The organism is Pseudoalteromonas shioyasakiensis (assembly GCF_001550135.1).
Taxonomy (GTDB): Bacteria; Pseudomonadota; Gammaproteobacteria; order Enterobacterales; family Alteromonadaceae; genus Pseudoalteromonas; species Pseudoalteromonas shioyasakiensis.
Genome location: NZ_LRUE01000016.1, coordinates 63485 through 81564 on the forward strand (window position 1 = coordinate 63485; position 18080 = coordinate 81564).

The window sequence follows — 18080 nt, forward strand, 5'->3', positions numbered from 1 at the left end:
GCGCTTTAGATCAACAAACTTTATTATGCAGCAATGCCGCTGTGTCTAAGTAGTGCATCAACTTGAGGTTCGCGTCCTCGGAACTTTTTAAATAGCTCCATCGGCTCTTCACTGCCCCCTTTCTCTAAAATGTTCTTTAAGAAAGCTTCGCCCGTTGCTGGGTTAAAGATGCCTTCTTCTTCAAATTTAGAAAACGCATCAGCCGAAAGTACTTCAGCCCACTTGTAAGAGTAATAACCTGCGCTGTAACCGCCCGCAAAAATGTGGCTAAAGCCATGCTGAAAGCGGTTAAATGCAGGCGCTTTAACAACGGCCGTTTTACTGCGCACATCATCAAGAGTTGCTTGAATGTTACATGGCTCACCCGCTTTGTAAGTATAGTGAATAGTAAAGTCAAACAACGAGAACTCAAGCTGACGCAGCATTTGCATACCTGATTGGAAGTTCTTCGCAGCTAGGAGTTTATCTAATAACTCTTTTGGTAACGGCTCATCTGTTTCGTAATGGCCCGAAATAAAGCTCAGCGCTTCTTCTTCGTAGCACCAGTTTTCAAGGAACTGACTTGGTAACTCAACCGCATCCCATGCAACACCGTTAATACCTGCAACTGGCGCAGCATCAACTTGTGTCAACATATGGTGAATACCATGACCAAACTCATGGAATAACGTAGTCACTTCGTTATGCGTAAACAAAGCAGGCTTATCACCCACTGCTTTATTAAAGTTACACACTAAGTACGCAACAGGGGTTTGTAATTCGCCGTTTGCACGTACTTTTCGACCCATGCAGTCATCCATCCATGCGCCGCCACGCTTACGATCGCGAGCGTATAAATCTAGATAAAAACGGCCACGTAAAGTATTGCTACTATCGTAAATTTCGAAAAAACGTACATCGGGGTGGTAAGTATCAAACTCTGTGACTTCTTTTACGCTAATACCAAATAAACGATTTACAGTAGTGAATAAGCCACTTAAAACTTTATTGGCAGGGAAATATGGGCGCAGTACTTCATCAGAAATCGCGTATTTTTCTTGCTTAAGTTTTTCACCGTAATAAGCGTAGTCCCACGCGGCAAGCTCTGTCACACCGTGCTTATCTTTTGCGTAAGCAGTTAGCTCAGCAAGCTCTTGCTCAGCTTGTGGTTTAGACTTAGCTGCTAAATCTTCTAAGAATGAGAAAACTTGCTCTGGCGTTTCTGCCATTTTAGTCGCCAATGACATATCAGCGTAGCTGTTAAAGCCAAGTAACTCGGCAAGTTCATGACGAAGGGCAAGCTCTTCGCTCATAATGGCAGAGTTATCAAACTCACCGGCATTAGGGCCTTGATCAGAGGCACGCGTCACAAACGCAGTGTAAAACTCTTCACGTAACTCACGGTTATCAGCATAAGTCATGATTGGTAAGTAAGATGGAAAATCTAACGTGAATACCCAGCCATCTAGCTCTTTACTTTTAGCTGTATCAGCACCAAGAGCTAACGCAGACTCTGGTAAACCAGCCAGTTCGCTTTCATCTGTAATGTGCTTTTGCCAAGCGAGTGTGGCATCCATGACATTGTTACCAAACTTAGAGGCCAGCTCAGATAAACGCGCACTGATTTCGCCATAACGCTTTTGTTGCTCTGGCTTTAAAGCAATACCAGATAGCTCAAAATCACGCAGTGCATTAGTAATGGTTTTTTGCTGGGCAATCGTTAGTGTTTTAAATTCGTCACTGTTGTGAAGCGCGTTGTAAGCATCGTATAAACCTTGATGCTGACCAACAAACGTTGAATACTCAGATAACAACGGCAAACATTGCTCATAGGCTTCACGTAGCTCGTCGTTATTAACGACAGAATTCATATGTGATACCGGTGAAAATAAGCGTGATAACTTGTCATCAGCTTCTTCAAGCGGAAGCACCAAATCATTCCATGTGTATGATTTAGTTTCCAGTACCTCATCTATTTTGGTACGACACTCAGCAATCGCTGCTTTTAATGCTGGCACTACGTGTGCTGGTTTAATTTTAGAAAACGGCGGAAGCCCTTCTAAACCAATGAGTGGGTTATTTTCTGCAATTGTCATTTTCGTTCTCAAATTTTATGCGAAGATGATTTTGAAGTTGGGGCGAATTGATGAAATACAAGGGGCTTAACCTTGGTCTTTATTATGCTATTATCAACTTATTACTAAATCGATTAATTAATAAAGAATTATCTATTTTTGAGGACAAACTATGGCTCAGCATTTTGATTACATTGCAATTGGTGGTGGTAGTGGCGGTATTGCCTCTGCAAACCGTGCAGCAATGCGTGGCGCAAAAGTCGCTCTTATTGAAGCAAAACACATGGGTGGCACCTGTGTAAACGTGGGTTGTGTTCCAAAGAAAGTTATGTGGCACGGCGCACAAATTGCTGAAGCAATTAACGCGTATGCACCTGACTACGGCTTTGATGTTGAATTAAAAAGCTTTAGCTGGGCTAAATTAGTTGAAAGCCGCGAAGCGTATATAGGCCGTATTCACCAAGGTTACAACAAGTACTTATCTAGCAATGGTGTAACTGTAATCAATGGCTTTGCTAAGTTTGTTGATAACAAAACAGTTGAAGTTAACGGTGAGCTATACACGGCAGACCATATCCTTGTTGCTGTTGGTGGTCGCCCTACTATTCCTAACATCCCAGGCGCTGAGCTTGGTATTGATTCAAATGGCTTCTTTGAGCTAGACGCACAGCCTAAGCGTGTTGCTGTGGTTGGTGCTGGTTACATTGCCGTTGAAATCGCAGGTGTACTTCATAGCCTTGGTACAGAAACACATCTGTTTGTTCGTAAAAACAAACCACTACGTACTTTTGACCCATACATCGTTGATACGCTTGTCGATATTATGGCAAAAGAAGGCCCTACTCTTCACACTGAGTGCACACCAAAAGAAGTGGTTAAAGAAAGCGATGGTAGCTTAACAATTCACTTTGAAAATGGTCACAGCCAAAACGTTGATGAAGTTATTTGGGCAATTGGCCGTACACCAACAACAGACAAGATCAACCTTGCAGCGGCAGGTGTTGAAGTAACTGAAGGTGGTTACGTTAAAGTAGACGAATTCCAAAACACTACAGCTGAAAACGTATACGCAGTTGGCGATATCATCGAAAACGGTATTGAACTTACGCCAGTAGCCGTTAAAGCGGGCCGTACTCTATCAGAGCGTTTATTCAATAAAGAATTGCCTGATGATTTAAAAATGGATTACGAGCTAGTACCTACAGTGGTATTCAGCCATCCACCAATCGGCACAATTGGTTTAACAGAGCAGCAAGCAATTGATCAGTACGGCAGCGATAACGTTAAAGTATATAAATCAAGCTTTGCTGCAATGTACACAGCGGTTACTCAGCACCGCCAAGCATGTAACATGATGCTAGTGTGTGCAGGCGAAGACGAAAAAGTTGTTGGCTTACACGGCATTGGTTTTACCGTTGATGAAATGATCCAAGGTTTTGCCGTTGCAATGAAGATGGGCGCAACCAAAGCAGACTTTGATGCTGTTGTGGCAATTCACCCGACTGGCTCTGAAGAGTTTGTTACCATGAGATAAACTCGCGTTACGAGTCAATTTTAAAACCTTGTGGTGCTGCCACAAGGTTTTTTTATGCCTATGATTACAAAGAGAGGGTGAGTTGTTAAACTCAGTTAAAAGAATAAAAACGTAAACTACTTTGCAATCAATCACTTTATTTCCTGTACACCTTGTACAGTGCATCTTTCTGTTTCAAATGTTATTTGGTGCATTATTAATTAATAGCCAAAAACAAAGTCGTTCCTTGGTGCTGCTGTTTGCGTTTCAAGGCTGTGTATGTGCCTTTAACCTGCTAGAAGGGTTAGGGTTTTCTAGTTACTTAATCACCCCTGCATTTACATTACTGTATGGGCCTATGATTTACTTTTTTACCTTGTCGATTACAGGTAAACAGCCCTTTAAAACATCACACTACGCGGTTCACTTAATTCCTGCGGCTATTTCCTTAGCCTTTACCCATTACACGCAAGCGATTATTTTACTTGGTTCGCTCAGTCAACTTGGCTACTTTTACTTTGCTTATGGCATTTTAAAGCGCTATCACAAACAACTTATGCATGCGCGATCAGATGCTGAGAGCCTTAAATTAAAGTGGCTGATCAAAGCATTATTTATTTTTGCCATTATTGTCATATTCGATTTGCTGCGCATGAATGCGCAACCAATTACGCCGCTCGATTTAAAGATGCACTGGTATTTATTAAACGAAATACTGTTACTGCTAATGTTTAGCTTTTTGTTGTTTCACACCATCAAAAATAGCTTTCAATTCGAGCCAGTCACATTCTCTGAAGAACCCGAAGCTGAACAAACTGATTCGTCTGACGAGCAACTTGCACAGCAAATTTTCTCAACCATTGATGACTTGATTATTAACGAATCGCTTTATCGACAACCTAGGCTCTCACTGAACGACTTAGCAAATCAAACTGGACTCTGTAGTAAAGAAATATCTTGGGCTATTAACAGCACAACGGGAAACAACTTTTGTGAGTACATCAACCAGCATAGAGTGAATGATGTTAAACGCGAAATAGAGCAAGACTCACCTCAAAAACTCAGCCTGATAGAGCTGGCATTTCAAGCTGGCTTTAATTCTAAATCGACGTTTAATGCCGTGTTTAAAAAAGAAACGGGATTAACACCGAGTCAATTTAAGAAGCAAACGCAAAATAATTAGCTCATAAAACAGACAAAAAACGTCCTAAATCCTATTTTAGGACGCTTTTTTACAACCCAAACGCTAATTTAAACAAAAAACAGCTTTGAGACTCCTGATGAACAAGTCCTATTTTTTACTACTCACATTGTGCCTATTAATAAACTTTTCGGGTTTTGCGTTTGCAACGAATCACTCTTTAGAAGTAACGAATCAAGCCTTAAAAGTACAACCAAGTCGTGTTGGTGCAAGCGACCCAATCGCTTACTTTCAATCGAAAACAGCAGCAATAGAGTTTGCTAAACAACAAAACTGGGCTCAGGTGAATAAACTCACAGAAAAGCTCATTAATGAATATCAACATGATGGCGATACTTGGTATTTACTTGGTCTCAGTTATTTTCAATTGGCCGATTATCAAAATGCCAGCAATGCTTTGAAACGCGCACTTGCAATTGGAACTAGCTTAAAAGGCATTCCTAATGGGGCCAGTAACCCTAACGATTTAATGGTGAAAATTGCAGAGGCATATGCAGAGCTTAATAACCAACAGCAAGCCGAGTATTGGCTTAAAGAAGCACTGGCAGCAAGATGGGATGACCGCCCAACACTTGCTGGCACCAGCTTATTTAAATCTGGTATTAACCCTCACTTTCAAGGCTTTGCGCAATCAGCCAGTTATAAATCACTTGCAGGTAATGATTTAGATACTGAGCTCAATCGAGATCAAAAATGGCGCGCCGATTTAGCGTTTTTAGTCGCAGAGATTAAACGTTTACACGTGGCAATGTATCAAAACATGAGCTCACAACAGTTTGCAGAAAAAGTAGCTGAGATTGATAAATCGATTCCTGATCTGACTGATCAGCAAATTGTTTTTCAGTTTATGGAGCTAATTGCATTGCTTGGCAATGGCCATAATTTATTGATTCCAGCATGGGGTAAAAAAGGCAACTTTCAGCAACTACCATTTCAGTTTTATCAATTTAGTGACGGTTTATATATCACCAAAGCTAGTAGCGATTACCAACAATATGTTGGCTATAAAGTTGAGGCATTTGCCGATACACCAGCCCAGCAAGCTCTTGAGTTAACTAAGCGTGTTAATGCTCGCGATAATGAAATGCAAACCCTTTGGCTAGGCCCATATTATTTAAGTTTGCTTAATGTGCTAAACGGGCTTGGCATTAGCAAAGGTAACGAGGTAACACTCACGCTCAGCTCACCAAAAGGCGCTATCACCACAATTACACCAGCGCTCAAATCAATGCAATTTGCAGGCTTTCCTAAGTTACCAAAACTTGCTGAACACCCTACGCTTAGATACTTAGCAAAAAACAAGATGCCAATTTGGAGCGAATAAATTACTGTATGTGCAATTCAATGATGTGCGTAATAGCAAAGATCTCACTCTTGTTGAATTTGCCATGCAGCTACAAGAACAGATCAAACACGATGACATTGAACATATGGTGCTAGACCTTCGCCATAACAGTGGTGGTAATGGCTCGCTCACCCCGCCTTTGGTGGCAACGGCCGCATTTTTTAAAGTATTAAAGCCACAAGGAAAGTTATTTATATTAATTGGCCGCAATACGTTTTCGGCAGGTCATGATGTAGCTGTTAAGATTGCCAATATAGTGCCTGCTATTTTTGTAGGTGAATCATCAGGCACCCGCCCTAATGTGGTAGGTGAAGCAGGCTGGTTTAACCTGCCATACAGTAAGCAAACAGGCCTTATTTCGAGCCAATTCCACCAGCAAAGCCGCGCAGAAGATCATCGTATTTGGTTAGCACCGGATATGCCAATTACGCTTTCTGCAAAAGACTACTTTGCAGGTGTCGACCCGGTAATGGATGCCGTTTTAACTATAACTAAGCAATAAACAGTGCTGGCACAAACCTTGTAACTGTTAATAAAGTAATCAGTTATAGCAAGAATTTGCCCTTGTTTACTGTGTAATTAAGCAATTATTACGCAGTAAACAAGGCATTTTTACAAGGAGGCACTGTGTCTAAGTCTGCAATTTTATATCGCATGGTGACCGATGAGCATATTTGCCCATTCGGTTTAAAATCAAAAGATTTATTAGAGCGTCATGGCTACGATGTTGATGATCGTCATTTAACCAGCCGTGAGCAAACTGACGAATTCAAACAGCAGCATGATGTAAAAACCACACCACAAACCTTTATCAATGATAAACGCATTGGCGGTTACGATGATTTGCGCGACTTTTTTAATCTACCTGAGGCAGGTCAGCAAGGCACCAGTTACACCCCTGTATTAGCGATTTTTGCAATGACCATGTTACTAAGCTGCGGTTTTACTTATGCCAGCGGTGAAGCTTTATTTTCTATGCAAAATCTGATGCTGTTCGTGGCATTATCAATGGCGGTATTAGCGATACAAAAGCTGCAAGATTTATTCAGCTTTTCTAACTCATTTATTACCTATGACCTATTGGCCATGCGTGTCGTGCCCTACGCCTATGTTTATCCATTTATCGAGGCGTATGTAGCGATAGGTATGGTGGCTAAATTACCCGCCTTAGCTGTTGCACCATTTTCATTTTTTATTGGTGGTATAGGTGCGGTATCGGTTATTAAAGCTGTGTATATCGATAAACGAGAGCTGAAATGCGCCTGTGTTGGTGGCGACAGTAATGTGCCGCTCGGCTTTATATCACTGAGTGAAAACTTATTTATGATAGCCGCGGGTATATGGATGCTATTTAGCTAATACAAAAACGCGAGGGATTACCCTCGCGTTCATTTTCACTATTAGTGAGGATTATTAAGCCGTACCACCCACGGTTAGGTTATCAATTTTAAGGCTTGGTTGACCCACACCAACGGGTACGCTTTGGCCATCTTTACCACACACGCCAACACCTTTATCAAGGGCTAAGTCGTTACCTACCATCGAAATTTGCTGCATCACTTCAGGGCCATTGCCAATCAGTGTTGCACCTTTGATAGGTTGTGTGATTTTACCGTTTTCAATTAAGTAGGCTTCAGAGGCACTAAATACAAACTTACCTGACGTAATATCCACTTGGCCACCACCGAAGTTAGGAGCAAAGATACCTTTTTTCACTGAGCTGATAATATCGGCTTGGCTGTGCTCGCCACCTAACATATAGGTGTTGGTCATACGTGGCATAGGTAAATGAGCGTAGGATTCGCGGCGCGCATTACCAGTAGGGTTAACACCCATCAAACGGGCATTTAGCTTATCTTGCATGTAGCCTTTTAGAATACCGTTTTCAATAAGCACGTTATACGCAGCTGGTGTCCCTTCATCATCCACGTTCAATGAACCACGGCGATCAGCAATAGTGCCATCATCCACGACTGTACACAGCTCAGATGCCACCTTTTGACCTACTTTACCGCTAAACGCTGATGCGCCTTTACGGTTAAAGTCACCTTCTAGACCATGGCCTACCGCTTCGTGTAGTAACACACCCGGCCAACCTGCGCCTAGCACGACTTCCATGCTACCAGCAGGCGCATCGATTGCTTCTAGGTTTACTTTTGCTTGGCGAACAGCTTCTTCGGCGTACTCCATCCAACGCGGTTTGCCATCAACTAATTCTTTAAAATAGCCATAATCTAAACGCGCACCGCCCCCTGCACCACCGCGCTCACGACGGCCGTTCTTCTCTAGTAACACTGAGCAGTTTAAGCGAATAAGCGGGCGAATATCGGTAGCAAAGGTGCCATCACTTGCAGCAATTAACACTTCTTCATAAACCGCCGACATTGAACTGATCACTTGCTCAGCATCCGGCGCTAATTGACGAATATAGTTTTCAAGTTCACGTAGCAGGCTTACTTTGTCATCGTTGCTCATGCTCTGAATTGGTTGATGCGGCGCATACTGCTCTTTAGCAGCAACATCACTGAATACTTGAATCGTTTTGTTTTCGCCAGCATTGGCAATGCTGCGCGCTGCCGTTGCGGCTTTGTTTAACGCTTCAAGGTTAATCGCATCTGAGTATGAAAAACCGGTTTTTTCACCGCTAACAGCACGCACACCCACACCACGTTCAACGTTGTATGAGCCTTCTTTTACTAAGCCATCTTCAAGCACCCAAGATTCGTGGTGGCTCGATTGAAAATACAGGTCGGCATAGTCAACTTGATGTTGATGAATAAAAGCGAGCGTTTTTTCTAATTCTTCTCTCGTTAGTTGGCTGTCATGTAATAAATGCTGTTCAACCGTGTTCATAATAAATGCTCTCTAAATCGTTGCTGAGACTGCACAGGCATGTCTTGGCGAATTGTATTCAAGCGGTTTAAATCAAGCTCATGGCTGATAAACCCGGTACCAGAGGCAAGCTCACTGAGCGTTTCTCCCCATGGTGAAATAATAATGCTGTGACCATAAGTGTGGCGGCCATTCTCGTGCTCGCCCCACTGCGCTGCGGCAACCACATAACATTGTGTTTCGATTGCCCGCGCAGCTAATAAAATATGCCAATGAGCAGCGCCGGTGACAGTAGTAAAGGCACTTGGCACTAAAATAAGCTCAGCCCCTTGGCGCTGCATGGCGGTGAATAAGCCACTAAAACGTAGATCATAACATACTGCTAAACCAATTTTACCAAATGGCGAGTCGACCACCACAATATCCTTGCCTGCTTGCGTCGCATCAGACTCTCGGTAACTGCGCGTAGTGTCGGCAACATCTACATCAAATAAATGAATTTTATTGTACTGCGCAACCACATCGCCTTGGTTATTAAATAAAAACGAGGCAGCTAAATACTTACCATTTTGCTGTGAAACAGGCAGGGTGCCAGCAGCTAACCAAATATCATGTTGCTTACATAAATCGGCAAGTTTCGTTTTATATGCCTCACTTTGCAGACCTAATTCATAACTTGCTTGGCTTTGCTTACTAAAGATCAAAAAGCTTTCGGGTAAACACACTAGCAATGGCCGAGTTGCAGGAAGGGTTGATAATGTCTGTGCTAAAAAAGCGAGGTTTTGCTCAGCATTCATGCTTGAGCACATTTGCACTGCAACAACCTGTGGGTGAGGGTTAGCCTTCATTGTTATCTAAACTCGCTGAAGATGCGGCATCTTTTAATTTTAGTTGCGTCGACGACTGCGGCTGGCTTTGCGCGGCTTGCGGTAACGTCACTTCACGGCTCTTACGATCCACTTCTTTCACAACAGGATCGTTCATACTACCTGTTACTTTAAAGTTGATCTCTGAAATCACCCGCGCCGAGTGAATCACCTTATCGATTGCCAGCGCTGCCAGACCACTTACAGGGTTAACCATCCATGCCACAATCACTGGAATACTCGACGTCACCTGTGGTGCAACCGCTAGGTCGTAATCAATTTCAAAGGTGTTTAAATTAGTATGGCCTTTAATCGTTAGATCGGCAGGCACACCATCAAGCTTGGTATCTTGAGTGTAAGCTATGCCCTTTTCTAGCTGCATGGTGCCTTGCATGCTGTTATAGAAAAAGCCTTTCGAGAATACATCTCTAAAATCCAGTTTCAGCTTACGCACTAACGAATCTAAACTCAGTAAAGAGAATACTCGCGCACCACCATCACTTATTTCTGCAAGGTGCCCTTCACCTAAACGCCAATCTAATTCACCAGCTAAACTTGGTACATCAAAGCTATAAGGTGCGCCTTGCCAAGCAAGATCAAACTTAATATTGGCATCTGAATCTTTGACTGTGGTGGTGATATCAAACTCGTCAAATAACTCGCCAATGTCGTCACTTTGTAAGTTACCGCTAAAGCGTGTTTGCCCATCAGCAAATTGCCCTTTACCACGTAATACGTGATCGCCTTTGTCGATGACCAGCTCAGTGAACAAGAGTTTATCGTTCTCCCCAACTAAGCTGCTTTTAATTTTATCGAGCTGATACTCAGCCACTTTACAATCTTCACAGTTAAACTCGATGGCTGGGACTCGGGTTAACCAGCTTAAATCTTCTGGTTCTGAATCTTGCTCTGTTTGCTCTGTGGCTTCGTTAAAATTAATACGCAGGTAGTCTGTAAAAATTTGAATTGGTCTGCGTGTCTCACCTGTTGGAATAAGCGCATCGGCACGTAATTCTTTAGCATTTAGCTTTAACTCTAAATCTGATTGCTTTGGTGCTAAGCGAAATTCAAAATCATTAAAGTCGATATTGTGTAGTGCCAGTTTATTAAATTTACCCGTTACGTTGTTGAATGCAGGCATCACACTTGGCGCATCAGACTTAACTTTGGTAAGCGCAATAATTTGATCAATTAAGCCAAACCAAGGCACTATTTCGGTTTCTGGTAAATCGATAGATACCGCAAAACCTTCACGATTAAGCCCTAAATCTTGTGCACCTAAAATTAAATGGGCGTTACTAAATTTCTTTTCGCCGTTATCTAAGATCGCATTAAAAAATAACTGCTCATCGATATTCGCGGTGATCAAGTTAGAAATACGGTCGCCCTGTACCACTGCGGTTAATGGCCATTTCTGCTCTGCGCTTTTGCTATAAGGTGCAGGTAGCTGGCTAGTCACACCGATTAAATTACCACTCACATCGGCGCGGTAATTAAAGTCATTCGGTAAAAAGTTAAGCGACACATTAATATCTACATCACTTTGGCCGCTTAAGTAACCGGCCAATAAACCATGAGCTTGTTCAATTAAAGGCTCAGCTTCAAGGCCCAGCTTTACCGCAATTTCGGCGCGATAGGTATCAGCCACATTTTCACTGTTGTAGTTGGCTGTAAGTGGCATGCCCATCCAATCTGCTTTGGCATTTTTTAAGTCGATTTTATCGTTATTAAACTTAACAATACCGGTCATGTGGTTAAGGGTGATACCAGGCTGTGCAAGGTAAACCGGAATATTAGCTAATTCAACTTCACCAATCGCATCAACATGACCCGAACGTAAATTTACTAACAGCTCAATATCGGCTGTCGCTTCGCCTTGCGGTTGCACAACTTCAAAAACACTCGCCAAAGGCTTGGCAAGCGGAGTTGCCGTAAAGAACGGGTTAAGCTTATCGCCATGAGCACGTTTATTAATGGCAACTTTTAGGATTTCTGCATTCATTAAATCAGCAATACTGACATGAACACTCTCCCCCAAAGCGAGGTTAACCAGCTTGCCCGACTTACTATAGATATCCATGCGCTCATTTTCGAAATGTAAAATGACGTTGGCATCTTCAACTTCTGGCCAGCTTGGTGAAAACTTATATTTAGCGTTTTCAACATTCGCTAACACTTCAAATTGACCTTGCTGCTCTTTAAACGGAAAACCTTTAAATGGCCCCGAGAACAGCACTTGAGCTTTATTAACTTCACCGCCCTTAATTGCACCATTTAGGTAATTAACTAGCTTTTCGCTCATTACAGGTAACGGGAAATAATGCCCAGCGACTTTGGCATCAGGGGCATAGGCTTCGGCATATAAATCTAACCGCGGTTCATCGGTCAGGCTTAGCATCATCTCTGCAGCCACAGTAACTTCGTCGTTATCAAGCCAGATATTATTGCTACTAATGCGCCAGCCATCATCGTAATGGTGAAGGTCGAGTTCTACATTTAATTGGTTATAGGCAATATCTTGGCTAAAGCTGCCGTTCGTTAGCAGTTGATTGTTCTCGCCATATAGCTGAATTCGCCCAGCTGATTGATTAATTAAGCCATCAACACGAATCGCCTGACCGCCAGGAATGCCCTGCAGTGACAGCCAATTAATTTGTTCGCCCTGAAACCAAAGTTGCCAGTTATCTTGCTGACCCAACTCAAGATAGGCATCACTTAACTGACCATTGGGTTGACGGGCTAAAAACGGGGCAAGTACTTCAAAGTTACTTAACTGCGATAACTTTGCCAGCAATGCAAAATCAAATTGCTTTAACCAAATTTGGCTTTTATCGCCAAGTTGAGCTTCAAACTGTAAGGTTGGCCATTGTTTTAAGTCACTTTCAAAGGTGAGTCCGGTGCTTTTTAAGCGCCAGCCATTTTGCTTTGGAAATAAATGAAAACCACCTTCACTTAAACTAATTTGGTGCGCTTCTTGGTTTTGTTGCCAGTTAATGAAACTCGGTAGCCACTGCACTTTTACATCGCTGATCAGGCCTTTTTCAAGACTAAACCAGGTTTGTAAATTGATGTCTGAAGTAAGTTGCTGCTTGTCGGTATTAATATATTGCGCCAGCCACTTAGATACATCAACGTTAGCTGCTTGCACATAGATATCGCCAGCCATGGTTTCAAGAGTCGAACCATTCAGCGCCATGCGGGCGTCAAAACTACCAACCGAAATTCCTGGTAACGCTAATGTGCCCGAGCCTTGATGTTGCTCTGGGGTATTTTGCCAGACAATGTTTTCGAGGATCAGCTTGCGCTCTTTACCATCATTGAGGGTAAAATTAAGGCTACTGTCTTGCACCGCAAAGTGACCCGTTTCACCAAGGAATAAGCCTTCAATTAGTTCTTTTTGCTCAAAGTTGCTGGTTTGCTGGTTATTCCCCAAATCAAGCATAGTGGGTAAATCAACATCAGCATGAAAACCATTGATCACAAAATAGTTCGATTTAAGCTGACGGGTTTTTACTGATTCCCATAAGTTAACTTCAAGGCTCGCTTTATCAATGGTGAGTGCAATCGGTGAGGTCTGGTTATCTTCAAAAGAAATATCTTCGATGACTAAGGCAGGGCCTTGGCCATGCCAACTGGCTGAGATTGAGCCAATCGCTAAATTTACATCAAAGCGTTCATACAAAAACGCTTCAATGTCATCTTTATAATCATTTGCGTATGGCAGTGAATACTTTACCACAGAGACAATAACGGCCAGCAGTACGAGAGTAATAGCAAATACTTGCCATAACTTACGTAAACAATAAAAGCAGACCGTTTTTGCCTTCATTACATCATTACCACATCAAACTGTTCTTGGTTATATAAACTCTCTGTTTGAATACTGACTTGCTTACCGATAAATAGTTCCAGCTCAGCAAGGTTATGATACTCATCGTTGATCAATGCTTCGCTTACCGAAGGAGCTGCGTAAACCATAAACTTATCAGCTGCATAAGCACGGTTTACCCTAACGATTTCACGTAAGATTTCGTAGCAAACCGTTTCTACTGTTTTTTGCGAGCCGCGCCCTGAACACGCAGGACACACATCACAAAGAATGTGCTCTAAGCTTTCGCGGGTCCGTTTGCGGGTCATCTCTACTAAGCCTAGTGCAGATAAGCCGTTTATGTTGGCTTTTGCACGATCTTTTGCAAGCGCAGACTCAAGTGAATGCAAGACTCGGCGTTTATGCTCATCACTAACCATATCGATAAAGTCGATGATAATGATGCCGCCTAAATTACGTAAACGTAGCTGACGAGCAATTGCTGAGGTCGCTTCGATATTAGTATTAAAAATGGTTTCTTCTAGGTTACGATGGCCAACAAACGCACCGGTATTTACATCAACGGTTGTCATCGCTTCGGTTTGGTCGATAATTAAATAACCACCCGATTTGAGCTCAACTTTACGATGTAGCGCTTTTTGGATCTCAGTTTCAACATCGAATAAATCGAAAATAGGACGCTCACCCGGGTAGTATTCTAATGCTCCCGATAACAGCGGCACAAATTCTTCAGTAAACTCTTTAAGCTCTTGATAGGTTAGTTTTGAGTCAACACGAATACGCTCCATATCTTCACCTACGTAGTCACGTAGAGTACGAAACGCCAGTGTTAAATCTTCATGCAAGATGCTTTCTTTACTGGTTTTTTTGCGCTTGGTGACGATTTTTTGCCACAGTTTTTTCAAGAACTCAGCATCGTGACGTAGCTCAGCTTCCGACGCCCCTTCTGCTGCGGTACGAACAATAAAGCTGCCGTCATCATCACCATATTCGGCAACAATTTTCTTTAAACGCGAACGCTCTTCTTCCGTTTCAATGCGCTGGCTTACCCCTACGTGTGTTGCATCTGGCATAAACACTAAATAACGAGAAGGAATAGTGATATCAGTTGTTAAGCGCGCGCCCTTGGTACCTAACGGGTCTTTAACCACTTGCACCATGATATGTTGGCCTTGGCGCACAAGCTCACGAATATCTTGTACTTTTTTGATTGGCTGCTCATCAACGCCTTCTACAATTGAGGCACTGTTTACAATGTCTGATGCATGTAAAAAGGCAGCTTTCTCTAAGCCAATATCGACAAACGCAGCCTGCATACCCGGTAGTACGCGACTGATTTTACCTAGGTAAATATTGCCCACGATCCCAAGGTTGCCAATTCGCTCTAGTTGGATTTCTTGCAGTACGCCATTTTCGATAAGCGCAACGCGACTTTCGCTCGGTGTAACGTTGATCAGTAATTCAGTGCTCATGTTACCCTCTTAAAAATTCGTTTAATAACTGCTCTGTCTCATATAAAGGTAAGCCGACAACCGCAAAATAGCTACCCGAAAGGTGACTAACAAAGCGACCACCTAAGCCTTGAATTCCATAACCACCGGCTTTATCTTGCGGCTCTCCACTATGCCAGTAAGCACCAATTTCAGCATCGCTGAGCGGTTTAAATGTAACATCGGTGACAACAAGGCAGCTTTTTACTTGCTCACTATCAGCAATTGCCACAGCCGTCATCACTTGATGAGTACGGCCAGATAAGCGCTTCATGGTGGCGGTAAAATCAGCTTGGTCTAGCGGCTTACCGAGTGCGGTATCATCAATGACAACCACGGTATCGCTGCCAAGTACTGGGCGGTCAGTGTAACCCATAGCAACGCCCGATTGCGCCTTGAGTCTAGCAAGACGCTCTACATAGTCGCGCGGGGCTTCGTTTGGGAATTGGCTTTCATCAGCATCAACGCTAAATTGAGAAAACTCAACGCCAAGTTGGCTGAGCAACTCTTTTCGGCGCGGTGATGCAGACGCCAAATAAATTGCGGTTTGCATTATCTAATCCTGAAATGACGGCGATATTTACGCAAAATTAAGAATATCCACCACCAACAAAGCATGCCGGTTAGTACTGGCCACATATAATGCGGGCTAAAGTAAACGCCCATTAAAAAGTGGTTAAGCCAAAACTGCATGAGGTGGTAAAGCGTTAAAAACAAAGCAATTAAAATGCTTTGCTGCCATAAAGAAAAGTTTCTAATTTTTTGGAAGTTACTCGCAGTGATAAATATACACACAGAGTAAGTCAGTGAATTCACACCGAGTGGCGAGCCTGATGCAAGGTCCATTAATAAACCAACCACCCAAGCTGTGCCAATATTTAAACGGTGTGGCACCGCTAACGACCAATACATTAATACCATTAACACCCAGTCTGGGCGGTATGGTTCAAACGAAATCGGTAACGGCATTAATGCCATTACCAATGCAAAGAAGATACTGATAGCAATCAGCAAAAAGTGACGACTATTCATTGCTGATGCTCTCCTGCTGATTACGCCACAGCACAACCAATAAGCGAATACGGTCAAGTTGCGCAATTGGCTCAGCATAAACCTGCGCAAAAGGGCGCCCTTCATCACGGTTAATTTCGGTCACTACTGCAACCGGATATCCCTCTGGGAAGGTGCCACCAAGGCCTGACGTAACCAAGATATCGCCAATGCGAACATCAAGGCTATGTGGTACATGCGAAAGCTTTACCACGTTAATTTTACCAATGCCCTCAACCACGGTACGTACATCGTTACGTAAAATACGTACAGGTGTGGCATGGGTTGTATCGGTCATCAGTAGTACGCGCGAGGTAGTTGAACCCACTTGAGTGATTTGCCCTACTACACCCATTTCGTCAATCACAGCTTGGCCTTCGCTTAGGCCATCCGTTGTACCACGGTTAATAACCACTTGGTGGCTATACGGGTTTGAGTGAACAGAGAGGACTTGTGCAATAATTTTACGATTTGATTGTTTAGCCGATGAACCGAGTAAAGCGCGTAATTTATCGTTTTCACGAGATAAAAATGACAGTTGTTGTAGTTGTTCGCTTTGTAGTAACTGCTTCTTTTTTAACGCTTCGTTTTCGGTTAATAGCTGTTCGCGGGTATGCAGGTTCTTCGCGCCAATACTAAATAGCTCATAGGGCAAGTTGGCAAGGTAAATAAGTGGGCTAACTAAAGTGTTTAGGCTGGTGCGGATTGTTGTACCACCTTGAGTGTAGCGATCGCCCACGATCAGCACGACACTCAAAAGCACTGCGACAAAAAGTCGCAGTTGCAAAGAGATGGTACGACCAAAAAGTAACTTCATTAGTCGTAACTAAATACGTCACCACCGTGCATATCAATCATTTCTAGTGCCTTACCGCCGCCACGTGCAACACACGTTAATGGATCATCAGCAACCACAACTGGAATACCGGTTTCTTCCATTAATAAACGGTCTAGGTCTTTTAATAATGCACCACCACCGGTTAATACCATACCGTGTGCAGAGATATCAGACGCAAGCTCTGGTGGAGATTGCTCTAATGCAACCATTACCGCGCTCACAATACCCATTAATGGCTCTTGCAGTGCTTCTAAGATTTCGTGTGAGTTAAGCGTGAATGAACGCGGTACACCTTCAGCAAGGTTACGACCACGTACTTCAATTTCAATAGGCTCGTCTGTTTTGAAAGCTGAACCGATTTGGTGCTTGATGTTTTCAGCTGTCGCTTCACCAATTAAGCTACCAAAGTTACGGCGTACATAGTTGATGATAGCTTCATCAAATTTGTCACCACCAATGCGTACAGATGAAGAGTAAACCACACCATTTAATGAAATAATGGCAACTTCAGTTGTACCACCACCGATATCAACAACCATTGAACCGGTTGCTTCAGACACTGGTAAGCCAGCACCGATAGCCGCAGCCATTGGCTCTTCGATTAGATATACTTCACGAGCACCAGCTCCCATAGCAGACTCACGAATAGCACGTTTTTCTACTTGCGTTGCACCACAAGGCACACAAATAAGTACACGTGGGCTTGGGCGCATAAAGTTGTTGTTATGCACTTGCTTGATGAAGTGTTGCAGCATTTTTTCAGTAACGTAGAAATCAGCAATAACGCCGTCTTTCATTGGACGAATTGCTTTAATGTTACCCGGAGTACGACCTAACATTTGCTTAGCTTCGGTACCTACAGATGCTACGCTCTTAGGACCACCAGCACGCTCTTGACGAATAGCAACAACTGAAGGTTCGTTTAATACGATACCTTCTTCTTTTACATAAATTAGGGTATTGGCTGTACCCAAGTCGATCGATAGATCGTTTGAAAAAATACCACGGAGTTTTTTAAACATGAGGCTGGATGACCTTTGAAAATTCGTTCTTATACTAGCT

Annotated in this window: 14 protein-coding genes; 5 read left to right on the top strand and 9 right to left on the bottom strand. The window is 43.0% G+C overall.

What is annotated here, in order from left to right; translation table 11 throughout:
- Positions 1 to 23: 23 nt before the first annotated feature.
- Positions 24 to 2075 (bottom strand): oligopeptidase A, encoded by a 2052-nt coding sequence (gene prlC / locus PASHI_RS13185; RefSeq protein ID WP_062565981.1) that lies wholly within the window; start codon positions 2073 to 2075, stop codon positions 24 to 26.
- 151 nt (positions 2076 to 2226) lie between these two features.
- Here prlC and gorA point away from each other — a divergent pair, with 151 nt between their 5' ends.
- From gorA to PASHI_RS13210, 5 genes are all read left to right on the top strand, one after another.
- Positions 2227 to 3588, top strand: a complete 1362-nt coding sequence (gorA, locus tag PASHI_RS13190; protein WP_054563362.1) for a glutathione-disulfide reductase — start codon at positions 2227 to 2229, stop codon at positions 3586 to 3588.
- A 178-nt stretch (positions 3589 to 3766) separates the two neighbouring features.
- Complete coding sequence (locus PASHI_RS13195; RefSeq protein ID WP_062565982.1) at positions 3767 to 4750, top strand: helix-turn-helix domain-containing protein; 984 nt, start codon at positions 3767 to 3769, stop codon at positions 4748 to 4750.
- A 97-nt stretch (positions 4751 to 4847) separates the two neighbouring features.
- Complete coding sequence (locus PASHI_RS13200) at positions 4848 to 6092, top strand: tetratricopeptide repeat protein (RefSeq protein WP_062565983.1); 1245 nt, start codon at positions 4848 to 4850, stop codon at positions 6090 to 6092.
- Between the two features lie 10 nt (positions 6093 to 6102).
- A complete protein-coding gene (locus tag PASHI_RS13205; RefSeq protein WP_062565984.1) occupies positions 6103 to 6615 on the top strand; it encodes a S41 family peptidase in 513 nt (170 codons plus the stop codon).
- A gap of 125 nt (positions 6616 to 6740) precedes the next feature.
- On the top strand, positions 6741 to 7472 hold the full coding sequence (locus PASHI_RS13210) for a glutaredoxin family protein (RefSeq protein ID WP_062565985.1): 732 nt from the start codon (positions 6741 to 6743) through the stop codon (positions 7470 to 7472).
- Between the two features lie 54 nt (positions 7473 to 7526).
- On the opposite strand, the gene tldD is transcribed toward PASHI_RS13210, so the two are convergent.
- The 8 genes from tldD to PASHI_RS13250 are packed head-to-tail and all read right to left on the bottom strand — an operon-like array spanning position 7527 to position 18040.
- Positions 7527 to 8966: a metalloprotease TldD gene (gene tldD / locus PASHI_RS13215; RefSeq protein ID WP_055021391.1), complete on the bottom strand. Its 1440-nt coding sequence runs from the start codon at positions 8964 to 8966 to the stop codon at positions 7527 to 7529.
- A complete protein-coding gene (locus tag PASHI_RS13220; RefSeq protein ID WP_062565986.1) occupies positions 8963 to 9793 on the bottom strand; it encodes a carbon-nitrogen hydrolase family protein in 831 nt (276 codons plus the stop codon). The genes tldD and PASHI_RS13220 overlap by 4 nt, the downstream gene beginning before the upstream one ends.
- Positions 9783 to 13640: a YhdP family protein gene (locus PASHI_RS13225; protein ID WP_062565987.1), complete on the bottom strand. Its 3858-nt coding sequence runs from the start codon at positions 13638 to 13640 to the stop codon at positions 9783 to 9785. The genes PASHI_RS13220 and PASHI_RS13225 overlap by 11 nt, the downstream gene beginning before the upstream one ends.
- Positions 13640 to 15112: a ribonuclease G gene (rng, locus tag PASHI_RS13230; protein WP_054563357.1), complete on the bottom strand. Its 1473-nt coding sequence runs from the start codon at positions 15110 to 15112 to the stop codon at positions 13640 to 13642. Before rng ends, PASHI_RS13225 begins: the two co-directional genes overlap by 1 nt.
- Position 15113: 1 nt before the next feature.
- Positions 15114 to 15683: a Maf family protein gene (locus PASHI_RS13235; protein ID WP_062565988.1), complete on the bottom strand. Its 570-nt coding sequence runs from the start codon at positions 15681 to 15683 to the stop codon at positions 15114 to 15116.
- A complete protein-coding gene (gene mreD / locus PASHI_RS13240; RefSeq protein WP_058583828.1) occupies positions 15683 to 16162 on the bottom strand; it encodes a rod shape-determining protein MreD in 480 nt (159 codons plus the stop codon). The genes PASHI_RS13235 and mreD overlap by 1 nt, the downstream gene beginning before the upstream one ends.
- Positions 16155 to 16997: a rod shape-determining protein MreC gene (mreC, locus tag PASHI_RS13245; protein WP_054563354.1), complete on the bottom strand. Its 843-nt coding sequence runs from the start codon at positions 16995 to 16997 to the stop codon at positions 16155 to 16157. Before mreC ends, mreD begins: the two co-directional genes overlap by 8 nt.
- Positions 16997 to 18040, bottom strand: coding sequence for a rod shape-determining protein (locus PASHI_RS13250; RefSeq protein ID WP_054552787.1), 1044 nt, complete (start codon positions 18038 to 18040; stop codon positions 16997 to 16999). Before PASHI_RS13250 ends, mreC begins: the two co-directional genes overlap by 1 nt.
- Between the last annotated feature and the right edge of the window lie 40 nt (positions 18041 to 18080).